The organism is Mesorhizobium sp. M0074, assembly GCF_040322975.1.
Classification (GTDB): domain Bacteria; phylum Pseudomonadota; class Alphaproteobacteria; order Rhizobiales; family Rhizobiaceae; genus Mesorhizobium.
Window position 1 is genome coordinate 1 of record NZ_JAMYUM010000004.1, and the last position, 19,613, is coordinate 19,613.

Here is a 19,613-nt window from a genome sequence, read left to right on the forward strand (position 1 = left end):
ATCCGGGCGCGCTGATCCTGCGCCATGCCTGCACCGGCTGCGGCGTCCACATGCACGGCCCGGTCGAGCGCGACCACGCTTTCAAGGGGCTGTCCTTCATCCATCCCGAACGCTTCCAGGAAGACGGCTGGTCGCCGCCGGGCTTCACCGCCTTTGTCTCGTCGATCATCGAATCCGGTGTCGATCCGAGCCGTATGGACGGCATAAGGTCACAGCTGAAGTCGATCGGGCTCGAACCTTATGATTGCCTCAATCCAGGACTGATGGACTATATCGCCACCTGGACGGCCAAGAGATCCGGCGCGTTGCCGGCCTAGTAGCCGCTCGACTATCATCGATCGAGCCGGGCGACGCCGCCCGGCTCTTTCACATTTGGAACAACGATGCCCGCACCTGCTATTCTCGTCGATGCCGACGCTTGCCCGGTGAAGGCCGAGGTCGAAAAAGTCGCCGAGCGGCACGGCATCGTCGTCACCTTCGTCTCCAATGGCGGCTTGCGTCCGTCGCGCGATCCGATGATCCGCAATGTCGTCGTCTCCAAGGGCGCCGATGCCGCCGACGACTGGATCGTCGAAAATGCCCGGTCCAACGATATCGTGGTGACCGCCGATATCCCGCTTGCCGCGCGCGCGGTGGCGCTTGGCGCCCACGTACTTGGTCCGACCGGACGCCCGTTTACGCCCGAAACGATCGGCATGGCGGTGGCAATGCGCGATCTCAAGCAGCATCTGCGCGAGACCGGCGAAAGCAAGGGCTACAATTCGAGCTTCGCGCCGCAGGATCGCTCGCGGTTCCTAGGCGAGCTTGACCGCATCCTACGGCGAGCGCTGAAATCCGCGTCAGCGGACTGAAGGCCATGGCGACTGGTACCCCGACCAAAATGCCCATGCGACCCCACACGCCGTTCGCGGTGTCGGCCTGCATCGGCGTGGCAGCCTTTGGCGCCGCGCTGGTCTGGCGTGCGCCGCTTGCCTATTCGATCGGCGCCAATGTGTTCTTTGCCGCCTATCTCGTTCTTGTCATCGCCCACATGCCGCGGCTTACCGGCAGCTATCTGCGCAAGAATGCAGGCGACACGGACCTGCCGGTACTGGCCATCTTCGCGGTCACGCTGATTGTCGTCGCTATTGCCATCATTTCGTTGTTTCAATTGATCAACAGGGAGAAGAGCGCGGACACCGTCGAGCTTACGGTGGCGCTGCTGTCTATCCCGCTTGGCTGGTTGACCATCCACGCCATGGCGGCACTTCACTACGCGCATATCTACTGGTTGGATGGCGATGCGATGGATGGCGACACAAAAAAGAAAATTCCGGTCGGCGGCCTCGACTTCCCGGGCGGCAAGCGGCCGGAAGGCTCGGATTTCCTCTATTTCGCCACGGTGATCGGCATGACGGCGCAAACCGCCGACACCAACATCACGACCTCGCAAATGCGCCGTGTCGTGCTTGTGCATTCGATCCTGTCGTTCTTCTTCAACACGGTCATCGTGGCAGCCGCGGTCAACCTCGCCGTCAGCCTCGGCAGTCCGTAATAAATCCGTGATCGGGTGAAACATCGCTTAGGCTGGCGACGTATTGGGAGGAGAAGAGATCTGACGAGGCCATGCGGAACCACTTGGCAGGGAGGCACGGAAAATATGGAATCAGTTGCCAAAGGCGAAGCCAGCACCGAGGCAGATAGCGCTGCTTCGACGGATGCGACGCTGATCTATCGCCAGTCGCGCTGGACGCGGCTGACGCATTGGCTGTGGGCGATCGCGCTGTTCTTCATGCTGCTTTCGGGCCTGCAGATCTTCAACGCCCGCCCGCAGCTCTATATCGGCAAGGAGTCGGGTTTTGGCTATAACAACACCGTCTTCGCCATTGGCGCCGAGAATACGGCGACTGGCCCGCGCGGCTATACCGAAATCTTCGGCACGCGCTTCGATACCACTGGCGTGCTCGGCTGGTCGGGTCCGGCCGGCCAGGAGACCTCCCGTGCCTTCCCGTCCTGGGCGACGATCCCTTCCTATTACGATCTCGGCACCGCGCGCGTCGTTCATTTCTTCTTTGCCTGGGTGCTGACCACCACGCTGCTGGTCTGGCTGGTCGCCAGCCTGATCAACGGCCATTTGCGCCGCGATCTTGCCCCGCGCCTCGATGATTTCAGGCGCCTGCCGCGAGACATTGTCGAGCACGCCAAGCTCAGGTTCCATCACACGCGCGACTACAACACGCTGCAGAAGATGGCCTATGGCGGCGTGCTGTTCGTGCTGCTGCCGCTGATGATCATCACCGGCCTTGCCATGTCGCCGAGCATGGATTCGGTGCTGCCGTTCCTGAATGATCTGCTCGGCGGCCGGCAGACGGCGCGCACCATTCATTTCACGGTGATGCTGCTGCTGGTCGCCTTCTTCATTATCCACATCCTGATGATCCTGGCCGCCGGCCCGATCAACGAGCTGCGCTCCATCATCACCGGGTGGTACCGAACCGACCCGCCGGCGCATGGCGACAAAGCGCCAGAGAGGAGTGCCTGACATGGCGAAATTCGAGATCAGCCCCAAGCTACAGATAAGCCGAAGAAAGTTCCTGACCTCGGCCAGCCTCGGCCTTTCCGGCATCATGCTGTCGGGCTGCGACGCCTTCGACAGCCAGCTTGGCGTCGGCGACAGCCTGCGCAGCTTCCTCGAAAGCGCTAATGGCCTGACCTGGCGGGCGCAGCGACTGCTTGCCGGCGCTGATGCGCTGGCGCCGGAGTTCACCGAAGCCGACATTCGCCAGCCGCAGCGGCCGAACGGCGTCACCGCGCCCGACGACGATTACTATAAGGGCCTACTCGCCAGCGATTTCGCCGACTGGCGGCTGGAGGTTTCAGGCCTCGTCGAAAAACCGCTGTCGCTGAGCCGCGAGCAGCTGATGAACATGCCGAGCCGCACCCAGATCACCCGCCACGACTGCGTCGAAGGCTGGAGCTGCATTGCCAAATGGACCGGCACGCCGCTGTCGCTGGTGCTCGACCAGGCAGTGGTCAAGCCGCAGGCGCGCTACGTCATGTTCCACTGCCTCGACACGATCGACCGCAGCCTTGCCGGCGATATCAAATATTACGGCTCGATCGACCTGGTCGATGCCCGTCATCCGCAGACGATCCTTGCCTATGGCCTCAACGGCAAGCCGTTGCCGGTCGAGAACGGCGCGCCGCTGCGCGTCCGCGTCGAGCGCCAGCTCGGCTACAAGATGCCGAAATACCTCTACAAGATCGAGCTGGTCGACGGCTTCGCCAATCTCGGCGGCGGCAGAGGCGGTTATTGGGAGGACAATGGCTACGACTGGTACGGCGGCATCTGACCGAAACCTGACCCAAGCTTCATCTAACTGTCGTCGTCGCTGTCGTCGCCGTCGCTGCGCAGGGCCGGATTCAGGTCAGGATTATCGTCAGGGGTGACAAGCTTGCCCAGCCCGTGCGGTCCCTGGTAGTTGCCGTGGGTATCGAAGTTGGGGTTGCCCTGATTGTCGAATTGCGGCGTCGGATCGATCGATTGGTCGTAACGGCGCGGGCGCGGCTTCGGATAGTAATTATCGGAATGATGGCGATGCGAATTGCCGTTGTCGAGAATGGCGCCTACCACGCCGCCGACGATAATGGCTGCGGCGACGTCGCCAGCAGAGGGATTGCGGTTGGGGCCGGCGACTGCGAATTCGGCCGAGCAACCATTGTCGACCCAGATGCCGCCGCCGTCATAGCCCCAGCTTCTACCGTATACGCAACGCGCCTTCGAAAGCCTGGAGGTCAACTGCACGCCGCGGCGCGTATCGACCCCGCAATAGGAATAGCGGTAATCGGCGCTGGAGCAGACCACGCGGTTTGCCCCCGCAGCCTGCGCTGCCGCCGGCAGCAGCGAAAGCTTCGCCGGATTGCCCAGGATGCAAACCAGGAACATCATCGAACCGGTAACCGTCATCCGTGTCGACATCGCAACTCTCCATCAGGGTCCGCTATCGACAGAATGGCACCTCTGTGTAAATCTGACAACCGGACGGGCTCAGCGAGGTTATATTAATGCGCGCTAAGATGATCGCCACAACTATACTTGCCCTTTCTGCTTGGTTGGCTTTGTCGCTGCTGCCAGCCCGGGCGGACGACAGCCTCAAGCGCATCATCGACCAGAAGACACTGACGATCGGCGTGGCGCTCAACCCGCCATGGATCCTCAAGAAGGCCGACGGGAAGTTCGCCGGCTATGATGTCGACCTGACCAGTGCGCTGGCGTCTGATCTCGGCGTCGACCTGAAGCTGGTCGAGGTGCCCTGGAACGACCTTAAGACAAGACTGCTCAAGGGTGATTTCGACATGATCGCGGCGGGCTACGCCAGCACGCCGGAACGCGCACGCGAGGTGGTGTTCTCCAACCAGACCGGTACCGCCGATATCCGTATGGTTGCGACGATCGCCAGCCTTGGGAAAAGGCCGGGAAAGGCAGTGGCGGCGCCGGGATACAAGATCGCCGTGCTGTCCAATTCCACCGATGAAGCCGCCGCGAAGGAAGCTTTTCCCAAGGCGACCATCCTGTCTTTCGACAATACCTCAGATGTTTTCGCCGCGATCATCGGCGGCGACGCACAGGCGATGGTCGCGACGTCGCCGACGCCGCAGATGGCCGCCAGGCTCTATGACGCGAAGTTGACGATGGTGGGCGGCCCGCTGTTGCGGACGCCGGAAGCGTTTGCGATGCGCCCGGACGATGTCCGCCTCATCCAATACGTCAACAACTGGATCGGCGCGCGCACCGCCGACGGCACCATAGGCGGCGTGCGCCGCTACTGGTTCGGCAGCTTCAAATGGATGTCGCGCTTCGAGACAGCTAAGTCCGAGCCCGCCAAGCAATAGGGTCGCGACCTGTTATGCGACCTTGTCGATCAGCGGCTTCAGCGCCGGGTGGATTTCCGGCGAGGCGTGCTTGATCAGCGTCAGCAGCGCGCGCTCGTTCTCCTGCAGCGGCCGGTCGCCTATGTGTTCAGCGAGCCATTTGGCCTCGCCGGCATCGACCGTCTCGGCGCGGCGGGCCAGTGCCTCGGCTGCCTTGTTCCTCGATTCCCATTCGGCCTCGACGTCGCCCGGTGAGAGATAGGCCTCCATAATGCCGGACAGGCCACCCGACACCATGCGGCTGAAGAACCCGCCGATCTCCGGATCGGCCTGTTCGAAAAAAGCATCCCGGCGCAGCGCCACGTCGCGCACCGGCGGTTCGTAGCCGGCCGAACACATGACGAAATTGGCGATCGCCTTGACGAACAGATCGTTCCAGGACGGATCGTTGTCGCCCGCCGCTGTCCGCTCGTTGATCTCGAACAGCACCTCGGCCTCGGCGCGGCTGATGGCGATGTTGCCATCGCCGCCGTAGGCGTAAAGGATGCGGCGCAACAGCTCGACCTCAGCCTTGGCAATCGACCCAGGGATAAGCCTGCCGCCGGTCATCAGCGGCCCCTTGCCGTCCACAACCGCATGAGCGACCTGCTCCAGCGCATAGCTGGAAAGCTTGCTCGGCGATGATTTGGCAACTTCCAGCACATGCACCAGCAGCTCGAGTTCGGTCTGGCTGTCGACCATGCCGTCGCGCGAAATCGTCCGGATCAGCCAGTCGGCATTGTCCTGCGAAACATAGCCCGCCGGCTTTTCCTGGTGGACGATGAAATCGGTGACGGCCTCGACGAAAAACTCGAGCCATTCCGCGCATTTGTCCCTCGCCGTCGCGTCGAGCGCAAACAGCGCCTCGGCCTCGCCGCGCGTTACTACGCCGTCGCCGAACACTTCGCCGCGCAGCATGACCACGTCTTCCGCCGTGATCCGATTTTTCGAGGTCAGCCCGGCCACCGGCGCGCTCATGATCAATTCGCCCATTGTCTTCCCCGCCCGCTGCCGGTAATTGCCGGCCCTTATGCGGTATATCGACAAGGTCTTGAGAAACCGGCAAGCGGCGTGGTTAGCGAAGGCTTGCCTGTAAAGAAGGCCCGCGGAAGACTTGCCAGTAAAAATGTCGCCGGCAGGTGACAAGGTGTCGTCCACGGGCTATGGATGACGAGTCGAGGGCTCTTGACCGAGTCCTACCTGTTTGCGGGAGAGAGCAGCGAGAGCTGCCGCCGAAGGGGAAATCGCCCGAAATCTCTCAGGCAAAAGAACCGTAGACGGGAAAGACACTCTGGAAAGTCGGGGCTTGCCCCCGCGCCGAAGGTGTAAGCGCTGCCGACAGAGTTACGGGGCGCGAGTCTCTCAGGCTTCAGACAGAGGGGCACGGACTGGTCGCCATTCGCGGCCGCTTGCGTGCGACTCTGGAGATGACATGACGGGCGACGACACCAAACACCTTCCCCTCGAAGATCTGCACATGGCAGCCGGTGCGCGTTTCGGCGCCTTCGCCGGCTGGTCGATGCCGCTGACCTATCCGGCCGGCGTGATGAAGGAGCACCTGCACAGCCGCGAGCATGCCGGCCTGTTCGACATCTCGCACATGAAGCTGTTCGAAATCAGCGGCCTGGGCGCAGCACCGCTTCTGAACCGCGCCTGCCCGTTCGATGCCGGCGCGCTTGAGATTTCCCAGTCCAAATACACGTTCTTCCTCAATGAGGCGGCCGGCATTCTGGACGATCTGATCGTAACCAGGCTCGGCGCCGAGCGCTTCATGATGGTCGCCAATGCCGGCAACGCCGCCGCCGACGAAAAGCATCTGCGCGCACTGGCCAAAAATTTCGGTGCAGAGGGCGATTTCGATGTAAAAGTGGATGCGCTCGACCGCGTCTTCTTGGCCATACAGGGCCCCGAGGCGTGGGCTGCCCTTTCCCGCGCCGGCATCGAGACCGGTTCGCTGGTGTTCATGCACGGCATCGAACCGCGCGAAAAATGGTTCATGAGCCGGTCCGGCTATACCGGCGAAGACGGCTTCGAGATCGGCCTGCCGGAAGCGGATGCAAGAAACCTCGTCGCCAGGCTGCTCGAGGACGAGCGGGTGATGTGGGTCGGCCTTGCCGCCCGCGACAGCCTGCGGCTCGAAGCCGGACTGTGCCTGCACGGGCTGGACATCACGCCGGAGATCGATCCGGCCAGCGCCGGGCTGATGTGGGCCATCCCCAAGGAGGTTCGCGCCTCTGGCGCCTTCATCGGCGCCGATGCGCTGCGCGCCATCCTGGAGCGCGGTCCGGCGCAAAAACGTGTCGGCCTGAAGCCGGAAGGCCGCCAGCCGGTGCGCGCCGGTGCTGCCCTTTTCGATGCTGACGGCAACCCTGCCGGCCATGTCACCTCAGGCGGCTTCGGCCCCTCGGCCGGTCATCCGGTCGCCATGGGCTACGTCCAGACGCCGCTTGCCAAATCCGGCGCAAAACTGTTCGCCGATGTCCGCGGGACGAAAATCCCGGTCGACATCCACCTCTTGCCCTTCACGCCCCATCGCTATCGCAAAGGATGATTTCAATGGCAAAGACCTATTTCACCGAAGATCACGAATGGCTGCGCGTCGAGGGCGGCATCGCCACGGTCGGCATCACCGATTACGCGCAGCAGCAGCTCGGCGATCTCGTCTTCGTCGAACTGCCGGAGCCGGGGAGGAAGCTGGCCAAGGGCGACACCGCCGTGGTGGTCGAATCGGTCAAGGCCGCATCGGATGTCTACGCGCCCGTCGACGGCGAGATCACCGAGGCCAACACCTCGCTGTCATCGGATCCTTCACTCGTCAATTCGGCAGCAACCAGCGACGGGTGGTTGTGGAAGATGAAGCTGGCCAATGAAAGCCAGCTCGACGGACTCCTCGATGAAGCCGCTTACAAAGCCCATATTGGTTGATAGCAGGACCAGGAAGATGACCGCAGCACCCTACCCCTTCTCGGCTCGCCATATCGGCCCGGGCCTCCATGACGTCAGAGCCATGCTGGCGACGATCGGCGTTCCTTCGGTCGAGACCCTGATCAGTCAGGCAGTGCCGAAGTCGATCCGGCTCGACCGGCCGCTGGCCCTGCCCGCCCCCGCAAGCGAAGCGGAAGCGCTGACCGAGCTCGCGGCGACGATGGCAAAGAACACGGTGCTGAAGAGCTTCATCGGTGCCGGGTATCATGGCGTCCACGTGCCGCCGGTGATCCAGCGCAACCTGTTCGAGAACCCGGCCTGGTATACGGCTTACACGCCTTACCAAGCCGAGATCAGCCAGGGCCGGCTGGAAATGCTGTTCAACTTCCAGACGCTGGTGACAGAACTGACCGGCCTGCCGGTGGCGTCGGCCTCGCTGCTCGACGAGGCGACGGCGGTGGCCGAAGCTGTCGGCATTGCGCTGCGCCATCATCGCGACAAGCGCACCAAGGTGGCACTGGCCGGCACGCCGCACCCACAGACGCTGGACGTCGTGCGCACCCGCGCCGAGCCGCTCGGCATCGAGGTCGACGGCGAGGTGATCGACGACAACACCGCCGCCCTGCTGGTCTCCTGGCCCGATACATTCGGCGTCTACGGCGACCACAAGGTAGCGATCGACAGGGCCCGTGCTGCCGGCGCGCTGGTCGTCTTCATCGCCGACCCGCTTGGCCTGACGCTGACCGATGCGCCGGCCAGGCTTGGCGCCGACATCGCCGTCGGCCCGATGCAGCGTTTTGGCGTGCCGATGGGCTTTGGCGGGCCGCACGCCGCCTATTGCGCCGTCTCCGACAGGCTGACGCGGCTGATGCCCGGCCGGCTCGTTGGCCAGTCGACGGATAGCAAGGGCCGTCCCGGTTATCGCCTCGCTTTGCAGACACGCGAGCAGCATATCCGCCGCGACAAGGCGACGTCCAACATCTGCACCGCACAGGCGCTGCTCGCCAATATGGCGACGGCCTACGCGATCTGGCATGGCCCTGCCGGGCTGCAGGCGATTGCCGGCCGCGTCCACACGCTGGCCAACCGCCTGGCTGCCGGCCTCAAGGCAGCGGGCGTTTCGGTGCTCGGCGACAGCCGCTTCGACACTGTGACCGTGGAAGTGAAGGGCAGAGCCGGCGCGATTGCCGCCGCCGCAGAAAAGACCAGCCGACTGCTGCGCGTCATCGACGCCGACCATGTCGGCATCAGCTTCGACGAGACCTCCACCGAAGCCGATCTGGAGGCGATCGCAGCACTTTTCGGCGCCAAGGCCGGCGTTGCCGCCAGCAGTTCCATGCCAGGAAAACCGCGCGGCAACGAGTTTCTCACCCAGCCCGTCTTCCGCGAAAACCACTCGGAAACCGACATGATGCGCTTCCTGCGCCGGCTGTCCGACAAGGACCTGGCGCTTGACCGCGCCATGATCCCGCTCGGTTCCTGCACCATGAAGCTCAACGCCGCCGCCGAAATGATGCCGGTGAGCTGGCCTGATGTCGCCAACCTGCATCCCTTCGCCCCGGCTGACCATTCGACAGGCTATCGCGCCATGATCGACGAGCTGGAAGGCTGGCTGGCGGAGATCACCGGCTTCGACGCGGTGACCCTGCAGCCCAACGCCGGCAGCCAGGGCGAATATGCCGGCCTGCTCGCCATTCGCGGCTACCACCGCTCACGCGGCGAAGGCCATCGCACCGTCTGCCTGATTCCGTCCTCGGCGCATGGCACCAATCCGGCAAGCGCGGCCATGGCCGGCATGAGCGTTGTCGTCGTGCGCTGCACCGAGGACGGCAATATCGACATGGAAGACCTGCAGGCCAAGGCGGCCGAGCATGCGCACAATCTCGCGGCGCTGATGTTCACCTACCCTTCGACGCATGGCGTCTTCGAGGAAGGCGCGCGCGATCTCTGTGCGCTGGTCCACAGCCATGGCGGCCAGGTCTATTTCGACGGCGCCAACCTCAACGCGCTGGTCGGCCTCGCCCGTCCCGGCGATATCGGCGCCGATGTCTGCCACATGAACCTGCACAAGACCTTCTGCATCCCGCATGGCGGCGGCGGCCCCGGTGTCGGCCCGATCGGCGTCAAGGCGCACCTGAAGCCATATCTGCCCGGCCACATCACCGAAGGCTCGGCCCATGCCGTGGCGGCGGCACCGTTCGGCAGTGCCTCCATCCTGCCGATCACCTGGATGTATATCCGCATGATGGGCGCTTCCGGCCTGAAGCAGGCGACCGAGACGGCGATCATCTCCGCCAACTATGTGGCGACGCGGCTCGGCGAGCATTTCCCCCTGCTTTACAAAGGGCGCAACGGACGCGTTGCGCATGAATGCATCCTCGACACCCGCGTGCTCAAAGACAGCGCCGGCATCAGCGTCGACGATATCGCCAAGCGGCTGATCGACTATGGTTTCCATGCACCGACCATGTCGTTCCCGGTGGCCGGCACACTGATGGTGGAGCCGACCGAGTCCGAGCCCAAGCGCGAGCTGGATCGCTTCTGCGAGGCGATGATCGCCATAGCCGGCGAGGCAGCCAAGGTGGCGAAGGGCGAATGGCCGTTGGGCGACAATCCTCTAGTCAATGCGCCGCACACCGCCGCCGAGGCGTTGGCCGGCCAGTGGACCCATCCCTATTCGCGCCTGGAGGCGGCCTACCCCGCCGGCGATGCCGACACGGCGGCAAAATACTGGCCGCCGGTGTCACGCATCGACAATGTCGCCGGCGACCGCAACCTTGTCTGCTCCTGCCCGCCGCTGTCGGAATATCTGGGTGCGGCGGAATAGATCATGATCCCGAAAAGTGGAATCCGGTTTTCGGACAAGATCATGGGTCTAACAAGAAGATAGAAACCTCAATCAGGCAGAACGCAAGGCCGGCCCGTCGGCCTTGCTCGCCCGGTCCCGGACGACGACGCGATTTCGCCCGGCGCGCTTTGCCGCATAGAGTGCTGCGTCGGCTTCGGCCAGCACATCGTCGAGACCGGTGCCGTTTGTTCCGCCAAAGCCGATGCCGCCGCTGACTGTGCTTCGCAACGGACCGAGTTGGGTGGCCACGACTTCCGTGCCGAAGGCGACGCTGATCTTGCTCGCAATGTCATAGGCCTTCTCTTCCGTCATCCGCGACATGACGAGCACGAATTCCTCGCCGCCCAACCGGAAGGCGTCGACGCCGGTCCGGGCGTATTTCCTGATGACGGCGGCAAAGCGGCACAGAACCTGGTCGCCGACCGGGTGACCAAATACGTCGTTCGTCCTCTTGAAATGGTCAAGGTCGAACATGGCAACGGACATGAACGGACCGAAGACCCGCTCGCCGTAGAGTGCCGTCAACGCCCGCCGATTCATCAGCCCGGTCAATGGATCGGTCATCGTCTCGGCCTTCAATTCGATCTGCGCCTGCAAATGGTGCAGGGAGAGCGTCAATGCGCCGAGCCCGGTCATGCAGGCGACGGCCACGACGGAATTCACCCGCTCGGCCCAATTGTCGGGCGCAACACCCAGCACCCATTGGCCCGTGACCAGCAGGACCGCGCCGCAAAGTCCGAACGACAGCGCACAGACGCCGCTCAGGAACGAGACGACCAGCAATATCCGGCGATCGTGACCACCCTCAATCCAGAACATCGCTCCGATGAGCGAGAGCAGCGCCGTTACCGTTGCGTAGGTGACAATAAAGCCGACACCATCAAATCCGAGATACGTCGCGCCTGTGCAAACAGCCATCGCAACCAAGGTCGGCAAGATGGCGCGCCTGTAGTCGCCTATGCCGAGATATTGCATGGCCGACAGGCAGATAATCAGGAAACCGAGGCTGAGAAGCGCAAGCACGATCTGGCAAAGCCAGGGGCTTGGATCTCTTGCGTAATGCCAAAACAACACGACATGTGCGACGAGCACGAGAATGCCGCAGGCCACCGTCAGCACAAAGCGTGCCTGTGGCGCGCTGAACCAGATCGCAAACATGGTGATGCTAAGGCACGTGCCCGACAGCGCCGCCGCGAGCAGAAGCGAACTGTAATCCAACATGCTTAAGCGACAGCCTCTTGAGGGTTCCACTGCATTCTAGGTCAGCGACAGTTCGCGGATATCGTTTTTCAGCCAACCTTGCGGCGTAACCTTCGGACAAGGTTTACAAAGCGTCGATGCCCCAAGCTTCGACCCCATTTCCGCCGCTTGGCTGTCGAATGGTTTTGCAGTAAGAGGCTCTATCCTCGAACGTAACAGGAACCTCCGTCGCCTGCCCGCGAAAAGCGTGGCAGTATCGGGTGGTGATTCGCAGCATCGGAATCCAGGATCGGCATGGACGACAATAACGATCTTTTCGCCAAATTGGACAAGCAGCCGCAGCCGGCTCGCGCCGCCGCGCGACCGGCCGATCCGCTTGTGCAGGCGGCGAAGCGGCCGGCGCCCCGCGACGCCAGCGAGAGCTACAGTGCCGCCGATATCGAAGTGCTGGAGGGGCTGGAGCCGGTGCGCCGCCGCCCGGGCATGTACATTGGCGGCACCGACGACAAGGCGATGCATCATCTGTTTGCCGAGGTCATCGACAATTCGATGGACGAGGCGGTCGCCGGCCATGCGACCTTCATCGATGTCGAGCTTTCCGCAGACGGATACCTGTCCGTAACCGACAACGGCCGCGGCATTCCGGTCGATCCGCACCCGAAATTCAAGAAGCCGGCGCTTGAACTCATCATGACGACGCTGCATTCAGGCGGCAAGTTCGACAGCAAGGTTTACGAGACGTCCGGCGGCCTGCACGGTGTAGGCGTTTCCGTGGTCAACGCGCTGTCCGACCATCTCGAGGTCGAGGTCGCGATTGGGCGCAAGCTGTATCGCCAGCGCTTCTCGCGAGGCGTTCCGGTGACCGGCCTGGAGCAGCTCGGCGAGGTGCACAACCGCCGCGGCACGAAGATCCGCTTCCATCCAGACGAGCAGATTTTCGGCAAGGGTGCTGCTTTCGAGCCGGCGCGGCTCTACCGCATGGCGCGGTCAAAGGCCTATCTGTTCGGCGGTGTCGAAATCCGCTGGACCTGCGATCCGTCGCTGATCAAGGAAAAGGACACGACGCCGGCCAAGGCAGAATTCCATTTTCCGGGCGGCCTCAAGGATTATCTGAAAGCCTCGCTCGGCGACGAATTCCAGGTCACCCGTGAAATGTTTGCCGGTAAGAGCGAGAAGCAGGGCGGCCACGGTTCGCTCGAATGGGCGGTAACCTGGTTCGGCGGCGACGGTTTTATCAATTCCTATTGCAACACCATTCCGACCGCCGAAGGCGGCACGCATGAGGCCGGCTTCCGCAACGTCCTGACGCGCGGCTTGCGCGCTTATGCCGACCTGGTCGGCAACAAGCGCGCCTCGATCGTCACTTCCGAGGATGTGATGATCTCGGCGGCGGGCATGCTGTCGGTGTTCATCCGCGAACCGGAATTCGTCGGCCAGACCAAGGACAGGTTGGCGACGATCGAGGCGATCCGCATCGTCGAAAGCGCCATCCGCGATCCGTTCGATCACTGGCTGGCCGACAATCCGCAGGAGGCTTCGAAACTGCTCGAATGGGTGATCGCGCGCGCCGACGAGCGGGTGCGCCGCCGCCAGGAAAAGGAAGTGTCGCGCAAGAGTGCGGTGCGCAAGCTGCGCCTGCCCGGCAAGCTCGCCGACTGCACGCAGAATGCCGCCGCCGGTGCCGAGCTGTTCATCGTCGAGGGCGATTCGGCCGGCGGTTCGGCAAAGCAGGCGCGCGACCGCGCCAGCCAGGCGGTGCTGCCCCTGCGCGGCAAGATCCTCAACGTCGCCAGCGCCGGCAACGACAAGCTTGCCGCCAACCAGCAGATATCCGACCTCATCCAGGCGCTTGGCTGCGGCACGCGCTCGAGATATCGCGACGAGGACCTGCGTTACGACCGGGTCATCATCATGACCGATGCCGACGTCGACGGCGCCCATATCGCTTCGCTGCTGATCACCTTCTTCTACCAGGAGATGCCAAGCCTGGTCCGCGGCGGCCATCTCTATCTGGCGGTGCCGCCGCTGTATTCGATCCGGCAAGGCGGCAAGGTCGCCTATGCCCGCAACGATGCGCACAAGGACGAACTCCTGCGCACCGAATTCACGGGGCGCGGCAAGGTCGAAATCGGCCGCTTCAAGGGGCTGGGCGAAATGATGGCCGCCCAGCTCAAGGAAACCACCATGGACCCGAAAAAGCGCACGCTGCTGCGGGTCGACGTTATCGATGCCGAGGCGGCGACCAAGGATGCGGTCGACGCATTGATGGGGACCAAGCCCGAGGCACGTTTCCGGTTCATCCAGGAACGCGCGGAATTCGCCGAGACGGAAGTGCTGGATATCTGAGCTCCCGCCGCTAGCTTGGCCTTCTGAGCTGGAGACGAGCACTTGACCTGGGCGCGGCTGAAGGACGATATCGGCACGCGGATCGCTGGCCTGACGCGGCCGACGCGCTCGGACTGGATCTTTGCCCTGCGCACCGTCTCGGCCGGCCTCATCGCAATTTTGGCCGCCTATGCGCTGAAGCTCGACCACCCGCAATGGGCGATGATGACGGTGTTCATCGTCGCACAGCCGGTCGCCGGCATGGTGCTGGCGAAGGGGTTTTATCGTCTCCTCGGCACGCTTGCCGGCGCGCTGGCGGCGATCGGCATTACCACTGTTTTCGATGCCAACCCGTGGTTGCTGGTTGCAGTTCTTGCCGTCTGGATCGGCATCTGCTCGCTGGTCTCGTCGCTGCTACGCAATCCGGAAGCCTATGGCGCGGCGCTTGCCGGCTACACCGCGATGATCATCGGCCTGCCGGCTTTCGGCCAGCCGCACCTCGTCATCGATCTCGCCGTGGCGCGCTGCGCGGAAATCGTGCTTGGTATCGTCTGCGCTGCGCTGACCAGCCGGCTGATCCTGCCGAAACTGGCCGCCGACGCCATCATCTCAAGACTGAAACGCAGCATTCTCGACCTGGCGGCCTATGCGGACGGCGCTTTTTCCGGCGGTGATGCGGAAAAGCTTGCCGGGCTGCACCGCAAGCTGATCGGCGACGTCCAGACGCTCGGCGAGATGCGCACCTACGCAAGGCTGGAGGGGCCGAGCCTCGCCACCCGCGCCTATCCGGTCCGGCGTACCATCGGCCAGCTTCTGTCGGCCCTGTCAGCGGCGCGTGCGCTGCATGCCCACGCCGCGCCGAAGAATGCAGCCCTCATCCCCGTTCGCGCCGAGTTGCAGGCCGTTGTCGGCGAACTGGTAGCCAAGCCGGGCGCGCTGGACGATACGGCGCCCTGGGTGGCGCGGCTCGACGCAATCGCCGGCAAGGCACGGCAGATGCCTGACATCGCGGCCGGGCAAGACATTGACTGGGCTGGCACTGTCACCCGCCTAACCATTGCCGCCGACTTCGCCGAGGCAATGCAGCAAGTGCTGCGCGGCCTGGATGCACTCCGCTCTCCCCCGTCTCGTGCCAGTCGCGAACGGCGGCAGCCAGCGCTGGTGGTGCACCGCGATTACCGTGCGGCATCGCGCAATGCCGTGCGCGCAGCAATCGCCACGCTCCTGGTCGCCGGCTTCTGGCTGGCGACGAAATGGTCGGACGCGACCGGCACGGTCATTCTGGTCGCCGTCGTCTCCAGCCTGTTCGCCGCTCGCCCCGATCCGATCCGGTCGGCATGGAACTTCTTCGAGGGCACGTTGCTCGCCCTGCCCTTTGCGTTTCTCATCGGCCAGTTGGCGCTTCCGGCTTTGCCAGGCTTCGGATGGTTCATGGTCTTTGTCGTGCCGATCCTGGTGCCAGCGGCACTGGCCATGGCCAATCCGCGCTATGTCGGCGTGGCAACGGCCTTTGCCATCAATTTCCTCGCCTTCCTCAGCCCACATCAGGCGATGACCTACGATCCATTTCCGTTCTTCGCCAATTCGGCATCGGTCCTGGTCGGCATTCTTCTGGCGATCGGCGTCTTCGCCATCGTGCTGCCCGCCGACCCCTGGGTCACCGTCAACCGCATCCTGCAAGCCATGCGCGAAGATCTTGCACGCCTTTGCCTGCACGACCGCCTGCCGCGGCGATCGGCCTTCGAAAGCCTTGCCTACGACCGGATCAACCAGTTGATGCCACTGCTGCAGAACGCCGGCAAGAAAGGCGACGCGGTTCTCGGCGGCGGCATAGCTGCGGTTACCGTCGGCCTCGAAATCCTACGGCTGCGCAACGCACAGCAAAGTTCCGCGATCCCGCCTGAAACAGCTCTTTCCATCGCCAATTTCCTGCGCGGTCTGGCACGCGAGCTGCTGTTCAGACGGCCCGGCGAGCCGCAGACGGCGACCGTCGCAGTCGCCAGGCAGTATGCAGCAGGCATCGCGGAGCGCAGCGTCGCAGCCGAAATGCTGCAGACCGCCGCCTCGCTGCGCATCATCGCCGCCGCGATTGAGGATTTTCCGGACTTTTTCGCGAAAGACCGGGTTTAGGCAGCAGCGATCGCCAGCGCGTGCCCGCGTGCGTTCTCGCGCAGCGCGTCGAGATGGATCGATTTGACCAGCCCGGCGAGATCGCCTTCGGCGGACTGTCCGCCCAATTCCTTCAGCATCAGCCAACTGACTTCCTGGACGCCGGCGAGGCGTTTGCCATTGGCGACCTCGCGCCAGACCTTCAGCGCGCGCAGGATGATGGCGTGGGTGGCGGCGGCAAGCCCGGCGCTGCGGAACAGTGCCTGCAACGCTATGTCATGCCCGCCGGCCAGCAGTGCTCTCACCCGTTGTTCGGACTGTTGGCTGAGCGCGACCAGCGCCGAGCCAAAGAAGTCGACCTTGCCGTGCGCGATGGTGCGGATGACGAAGCTTGCGGTCAGGTCGCCGCGCAGGCGCAGATGTTCGACAAGTGCGGTATGTTCCTCTGCACGCGTGCCTTCGATCAGTGTCACGGAAGCCTTGACGCAAGCATCGCGCGTAACGCGCTCGGCCCTGGCGGCGCCCATCAGCGCCAGCACCAGCGGCGAGCCCTTGAGCGTCTCGCCCACTTTGACCAGCAGCAAATGCCGGCAATCGGCGGGCAGGCGCGCGTCGGCAATCAGCGCTTCGCGCACCAGAGGCAGATGGCCGTGCCGCTCGGCCATGCGCCGAAAGCTGATCGATGCGATATCGGCGCCGCTGTTGGCGAGCAGCGTGGCGCAGGCTTCCGGCTCGCCGATCTCGGCGATCGCCGCCGCAACCGACATCGAGACGCGTGGCCGGTCGGCGATCACCTTCTGCGTCGCTTTCTGGCCGCCGGCAACCCGATCGATCAGGTCGGCATCGGTGAGCAGCGGCGACCGCGCCAATACCAACGCGGCCACCTCGGGCTGGTCCGACGCCAGCGCGCTGACGATCTGCGGCGGCGCATGATGGCTCATGGAAAGCGCGTCGGCGATCGCCAGCCGCACCTTCGACGATACGTCATCGAGCAGCAACGTTAGCGCCGCCTCGGCAGCGCAGCGGTCCTCGAAAGGCAGCTCCGAGTCGACATAGGCGCGAGCCAGCGCGCTTGCCGCCGCAGCACGCTCCGACACCTTCGCCGTATGGATCCATTTCAGGAAATGCGAAACGACCATGTCGCCTGCTTACGCCCCTTGCCAGAACGCTTCTGACCCTGGTGGAGACCGTAGGCACAAATGGTTTACGAACGGTTCACCATGTTCGTTAACTGGCTTGCGAGCCCGGTATGCAACGCCTATCAACCCTTAAGCAGCGGAGGAGATCGACAATGGCCGGACTTTACCTTGAGGAGTTCGTTGTCGGCCATGTGTTCAAGCACACGCTGCGCAAGACCGTGACCGAAAGCGACAACATGCTGTTTTCGGTGATGACGTTGAACCCGCAGCCGCTGCACATCGATTTCGACTTCGCGGCGAAGAGCGAATGGGGCAAACCGCTGGTCAATTCGCTGTTCACGCTGGGCCTGATGATCGGCATCTCGGTCAACGACATCACCGTCGGCACCACCATCGCCAATCTCGGCATGAAGGAGACAGTGTTTCCGCACCCCGTCTTCCATGGCGACACCATTCGCGTCGAGACCACGGTGGTTTCGGTGCGCGATTCCAGGTCGAAACCGGACCGCGGTATCGTCGAGTTCGAGCACCGCGCCTATAACCAGAACGATGTGCTGGTTGCCAAATGCACGAGGCAAGCCATGATGATGAAAAAGGCATAGCCGATGCGTTCTCTGCTCTTCGTTCCCGGCGATTCGGAAAAGAAGCTGGAGAAGGGCTTTGGCGTAGGCGCCGACGTGGTCATCGTCGACCTCGAGGATTCGATTGCCGCGCAGAACAAAGGTCTGGCGCGCGACACAGCGGCGCGTTTTATCGCCGAGCACAGGCACCGGACCAGCTCCGCGATCTATGTTCGCGTCAACGATCTTTCGACCGGACTGACCGACGACGATCTGGCGGCGCTCGTGCCGGTGAAACCAGACGGCATCATGCTGCCTAAGTCGAACAGCGGACTGGATGTCCAGCATCTCTCGGCCAAGCTCAGGGTGCACGAAGCCGAAGGCGGCCTGCCGGATGGAGCGATAAGGATCCTGCCGATCATCACAGAAACGGCCGCAGGCGTCTTGGCCGCAGCGACCTACGCCCGTGCAAGCGCGCGGCTTGTCGGCGTCACCTGGGGCGCGGAAGATTTGTCGGCGGCGATTGGCGCGCGCGCGACGCGCGACGCGAATGGCCGCTACACGGATGTGTTCCGCCTCGCCCGCACCATGACCATGCTTGCCGCAAGTGCCGCGGAAGTCGCGGCAATCGACACCGTCTTTCCGGATTTTCGCGACATGGCCGGCTTCGAGGCCGAATGCGCCGAGGCCGAGCGCGACGGTTTCACCGGCAAGATGGCGATCCATCCGGCGCAGGTGCCGGTCATCAACGCCGCCTTCACGCCTTCGGCGCAAGCGGTGAAAAGCGCCCTGGCGATCGTCGAGGCGTTCGAGGCGGCAGGAAATCCCGGCGTCGTTGGCATGGATGGCAAGATGTACGATCGGCCGCATCTCAAGCTCGCCGAACGGCTCCTGGCGCGAGCCAAGGCAGCGGGGCTTGACGCTTAGGGTCTGTTCCGCGCGAAAATTATCCCACCCACGGCCCCGAATAGTCGGCATAGAGCTTTGCCGGATCGGGCCGCGGTCGTTCCGGCGCTGGCCCCTGGTAGGAGCCGATATGGACGAAGCCGACGACCCGCTCATGCGGCGCCAGGCCGAGGATCGCCCTGCCCTCGGGCACGTCGGAATACCAGTTGCTGATCATGTTGGTGCCGTAGCCCAGCGCATTGGCGGCAAGCATCAGGTTCATCGCCGCCATGCCGCCGGACAGGAACATCTCCCATTGCGGGATCTTTGGATTTTCCCTGGGGATAGAAATCACGCCGATGACCAGCGGCGCCCGCGAAAAGCGCGCCAATTCCTGGTTGCGCCGGCCTTCCGGCAGCGGCCCTTCGCGCTGTTCGGCAAGTTCTGCCAGCTTCTTGCCGATCTCGATGCGGGCCTCGCCGCGATAAAGGATGAAACGCCAAGGCTCCAGCCGGCCATGGTCCGGCACCCGCGAGGCGGCGGCGATCATCGTCGCGATCTCCGCATCGCCCGGTGCCGGTTCTTTCAAATCCGGGATCGGCGCGGAATTTCGGGTCAGCAGAAGATCGATGATCGGCGACGCCATGGGCGCAAGTCTCCTGGAATTTGAGCTGAAGCGCACCATCGGGACATCGGGCGGCTTGGGCATTGGCGCGGCGCGCCGGACAAAGA

17 protein-coding genes, 1 pseudogene and 1 riboswitch are annotated in these 19,613 nt (G+C 63.6%); of the genes and pseudogenes, 13 read left to right on the forward strand and 5 right to left on the reverse strand.

Annotated features, from left to right (window positions below):
- The 5 genes and pseudogenes from NKJ73_RS06920 to NKJ73_RS06940 form a co-directional block, all read left to right on the forward strand.
- A pseudogene (locus tag NKJ73_RS06920) lies at window positions 1-317 on the forward strand (S-(hydroxymethyl)glutathione synthase); the annotation flags it as partial.
- Window positions 318-383: 66 nt separating this feature from the next.
- Window positions 384-851, forward strand: a complete 468-nt coding sequence (locus tag NKJ73_RS06925; protein ID WP_352454435.1) for a YaiI/YqxD family protein — start codon at window positions 384-386, stop codon at window positions 849-851.
- 5 nt (window positions 852-856) lie between these two features.
- Window positions 857-1,534, forward strand: a complete 678-nt coding sequence (locus NKJ73_RS06930) for a DUF1345 domain-containing protein (RefSeq protein WP_352454436.1) — start codon at window positions 857-859, stop codon at window positions 1,532-1,534.
- Window positions 1,535-1,639: 105 nt separating this feature from the next.
- Window positions 1,640-2,521, forward strand: coding sequence for a cytochrome b/b6 domain-containing protein (locus NKJ73_RS06935; protein ID WP_352568816.1), 882 nt, complete (start codon window positions 1,640-1,642; stop codon window positions 2,519-2,521).
- A gap of 1 nt (window position 2,522) precedes the next feature.
- A complete protein-coding gene (locus NKJ73_RS06940) occupies window positions 2,523-3,332 on the forward strand; it encodes a molybdopterin-binding protein (protein WP_352568817.1) in 810 nt (269 codons plus the stop codon).
- A gap of 23 nt (window positions 3,333-3,355) precedes the next feature.
- Here the strand turns inward: NKJ73_RS06940 and NKJ73_RS06945 are convergent, their stop codons facing one another.
- Entirely contained in the window at window positions 3,356-3,958 is a 603-nt protein-coding gene (locus NKJ73_RS06945; protein WP_352568818.1) for a DUF3011 domain-containing protein, read from the reverse strand.
- An 86-nt stretch (window positions 3,959-4,044) separates the two neighbouring features.
- Between NKJ73_RS06945 and NKJ73_RS06950 the strand changes: the two genes are divergently transcribed.
- Window positions 4,045-4,872 (forward strand): transporter substrate-binding domain-containing protein, encoded by an 828-nt coding sequence (locus NKJ73_RS06950; protein ID WP_352568819.1) that lies wholly within the window; start codon window positions 4,045-4,047, stop codon window positions 4,870-4,872.
- Between the two features lie 12 nt (window positions 4,873-4,884).
- Here NKJ73_RS06950 and NKJ73_RS06955 read toward each other — a convergent pair whose 3' ends face one another.
- Entirely contained in the window at window positions 4,885-5,883 is a 999-nt protein-coding gene (locus NKJ73_RS06955; protein WP_352568820.1) for a hypothetical protein, read from the reverse strand.
- 204 nt (window positions 5,884-6,087) lie between these two features.
- Window positions 6,088-6,174: riboswitch (glycine riboswitch) on the forward strand.
- Window positions 6,175-6,322: 148 nt separating this feature from the next.
- On the opposite strand from NKJ73_RS06955, the gene gcvT reads away from it, so the two are divergent.
- The 3 genes from gcvT to gcvP are packed head-to-tail and all read left to right on the forward strand — an operon-like array spanning window position 6,323 to window position 10,642.
- Window positions 6,323-7,441 (forward strand): glycine cleavage system aminomethyltransferase GcvT, encoded by a 1,119-nt coding sequence (gene gcvT, locus NKJ73_RS06960; protein ID WP_352568821.1) that lies wholly within the window; start codon window positions 6,323-6,325, stop codon window positions 7,439-7,441.
- 5 nt (window positions 7,442-7,446) lie between these two features.
- The gene (gene gcvH, locus NKJ73_RS06965) at window positions 7,447-7,815 is read left to right on the forward strand and encodes a glycine cleavage system protein GcvH (RefSeq protein WP_352568822.1); all 369 of its coding nucleotides are present in this window, start codon (window positions 7,447-7,449) and stop codon (window positions 7,813-7,815) included.
- Window positions 7,816-7,831: 16 nt separating this feature from the next.
- Window positions 7,832-10,642 carry an aminomethyl-transferring glycine dehydrogenase gene (gcvP, locus tag NKJ73_RS06970; protein WP_352568823.1) on the forward strand — a complete coding sequence of 937 codons (2,811 nt, stop codon included), beginning with the start codon at window positions 7,832-7,834 and terminating at the stop codon, window positions 10,640-10,642.
- A 72-nt stretch (window positions 10,643-10,714) separates the two neighbouring features.
- Here the strand turns inward: gcvP and NKJ73_RS06975 are convergent, their stop codons facing one another.
- Window positions 10,715-11,884 carry a GGDEF domain-containing protein gene (locus NKJ73_RS06975; protein ID WP_352568824.1) on the reverse strand — a complete coding sequence of 390 codons (1,170 nt, stop codon included), beginning with the start codon at window positions 11,882-11,884 and terminating at the stop codon, window positions 10,715-10,717.
- A 273-nt stretch (window positions 11,885-12,157) separates the two neighbouring features.
- Here NKJ73_RS06975 and parE point away from each other — a divergent pair, with 273 nt between their 5' ends.
- Both parE and NKJ73_RS06985 read left to right on the forward strand, forming a co-directional pair.
- On the forward strand, window positions 12,158-14,209 hold the full coding sequence (gene parE / locus NKJ73_RS06980) for a DNA topoisomerase IV subunit B (RefSeq protein WP_352451346.1): 2,052 nt from the start codon (window positions 12,158-12,160) through the stop codon (window positions 14,207-14,209).
- A gap of 42 nt (window positions 14,210-14,251) precedes the next feature.
- Window positions 14,252-16,318 carry an FUSC family protein gene (locus NKJ73_RS06985; protein ID WP_352568825.1) on the forward strand — a complete coding sequence of 689 codons (2,067 nt, stop codon included), beginning with the start codon at window positions 14,252-14,254 and terminating at the stop codon, window positions 16,316-16,318.
- On the opposite strand, the gene NKJ73_RS06990 is transcribed toward NKJ73_RS06985, so the two are convergent.
- Window positions 16,315-17,436 carry a DUF2336 domain-containing protein gene (locus NKJ73_RS06990; protein WP_352568826.1) on the reverse strand — a complete coding sequence of 374 codons (1,122 nt, stop codon included), beginning with the start codon at window positions 17,434-17,436 and terminating at the stop codon, window positions 16,315-16,317. The genes NKJ73_RS06985 and NKJ73_RS06990 overlap by 4 nt on opposite strands.
- Window positions 17,437-17,546: 110 nt before the next feature.
- On the opposite strand from NKJ73_RS06990, the gene NKJ73_RS06995 reads away from it, so the two are divergent.
- Complete coding sequence (locus NKJ73_RS06995; RefSeq protein ID WP_502894602.1) at window positions 17,547-18,038, forward strand: MaoC family dehydratase; 492 nt, start codon at window positions 17,547-17,549, stop codon at window positions 18,036-18,038.
- Window positions 18,039-18,041: 3 nt separating this feature from the next.
- Window positions 18,042-18,923, forward strand: coding sequence for an HpcH/HpaI aldolase/citrate lyase family protein (locus tag NKJ73_RS07000; RefSeq protein ID WP_352568827.1), 882 nt, complete (start codon window positions 18,042-18,044; stop codon window positions 18,921-18,923).
- Between the two features lie 19 nt (window positions 18,924-18,942).
- Here NKJ73_RS07000 and NKJ73_RS07005 read toward each other — a convergent pair whose 3' ends face one another.
- Window positions 18,943-19,527, reverse strand: a complete 585-nt coding sequence (locus tag NKJ73_RS07005) for a nitroreductase family protein (protein WP_352568828.1) — start codon at window positions 19,525-19,527, stop codon at window positions 18,943-18,945.
- Window positions 19,528-19,613 lie beyond the last annotated feature (86 nt).

Excerpts from the sequence above, each read along its gene's own strand:
- NKJ73_RS06925 (WP_352454435.1), top strand. The coding sequence starts at position 384 with ATGCCCGCACCTGCTATTCTCGTCGATGCCGACGCTTGCCCGGTGAAG.
- NKJ73_RS06930 (WP_352454436.1), top strand. The coding sequence starts at position 857 with ATGGCGACTGGTACCCCGACCAAAATGCCCATGCGACCCCACACGCCG.
- NKJ73_RS06935 (WP_352568816.1), top strand. The coding sequence starts at position 1,640 with ATGGAATCAGTTGCCAAAGGCGAAGCCAGCACCGAGGCAGATAGCGCT.
- NKJ73_RS06940 (WP_352568817.1), top strand. The coding sequence starts at position 2,523 with ATGGCGAAATTCGAGATCAGCCCCAAGCTACAGATAAGCCGAAGAAAG.
- NKJ73_RS06945 (WP_352568818.1), bottom strand. The coding sequence starts at position 3,958 with ATGTCGACACGGATGACGGTTACCGGTTCGATGATGTTCCTGGTTTGC.
- NKJ73_RS06950 (WP_352568819.1), top strand. The coding sequence starts at position 4,045 with ATGCGCGCTAAGATGATCGCCACAACTATACTTGCCCTTTCTGCTTGG.
- NKJ73_RS06955 (WP_352568820.1), bottom strand. The coding sequence starts at position 5,883 with ATGGGCGAATTGATCATGAGCGCGCCGGTGGCCGGGCTGACCTCGAAA.
- gcvT (WP_352568821.1), top strand. The coding sequence starts at position 6,323 with ATGACGGGCGACGACACCAAACACCTTCCCCTCGAAGATCTGCACATG.
- gcvH (WP_352568822.1), top strand. The coding sequence starts at position 7,447 with ATGGCAAAGACCTATTTCACCGAAGATCACGAATGGCTGCGCGTCGAG.
- gcvP (WP_352568823.1), top strand. The coding sequence starts at position 7,832 with ATGACCGCAGCACCCTACCCCTTCTCGGCTCGCCATATCGGCCCGGGC.
- NKJ73_RS06975 (WP_352568824.1), bottom strand. The coding sequence starts at position 11,884 with ATGTTGGATTACAGTTCGCTTCTGCTCGCGGCGGCGCTGTCGGGCACG.
- parE (WP_352451346.1), top strand. The coding sequence starts at position 12,158 with ATGGACGACAATAACGATCTTTTCGCCAAATTGGACAAGCAGCCGCAG.
- NKJ73_RS06990 (WP_352568826.1), bottom strand. The coding sequence starts at position 17,436 with ATGGTCGTTTCGCATTTCCTGAAATGGATCCATACGGCGAAGGTGTCG.
- NKJ73_RS06995 (WP_502894602.1), top strand. The coding sequence starts at position 17,547 with ATGCAACGCCTATCAACCCTTAAGCAGCGGAGGAGATCGACAATGGCC.
- NKJ73_RS07000 (WP_352568827.1), top strand. The coding sequence starts at position 18,042 with ATGCGTTCTCTGCTCTTCGTTCCCGGCGATTCGGAAAAGAAGCTGGAG.
- NKJ73_RS07005 (WP_352568828.1), bottom strand. The coding sequence starts at position 19,527 with ATGGCGTCGCCGATCATCGATCTTCTGCTGACCCGAAATTCCGCGCCG.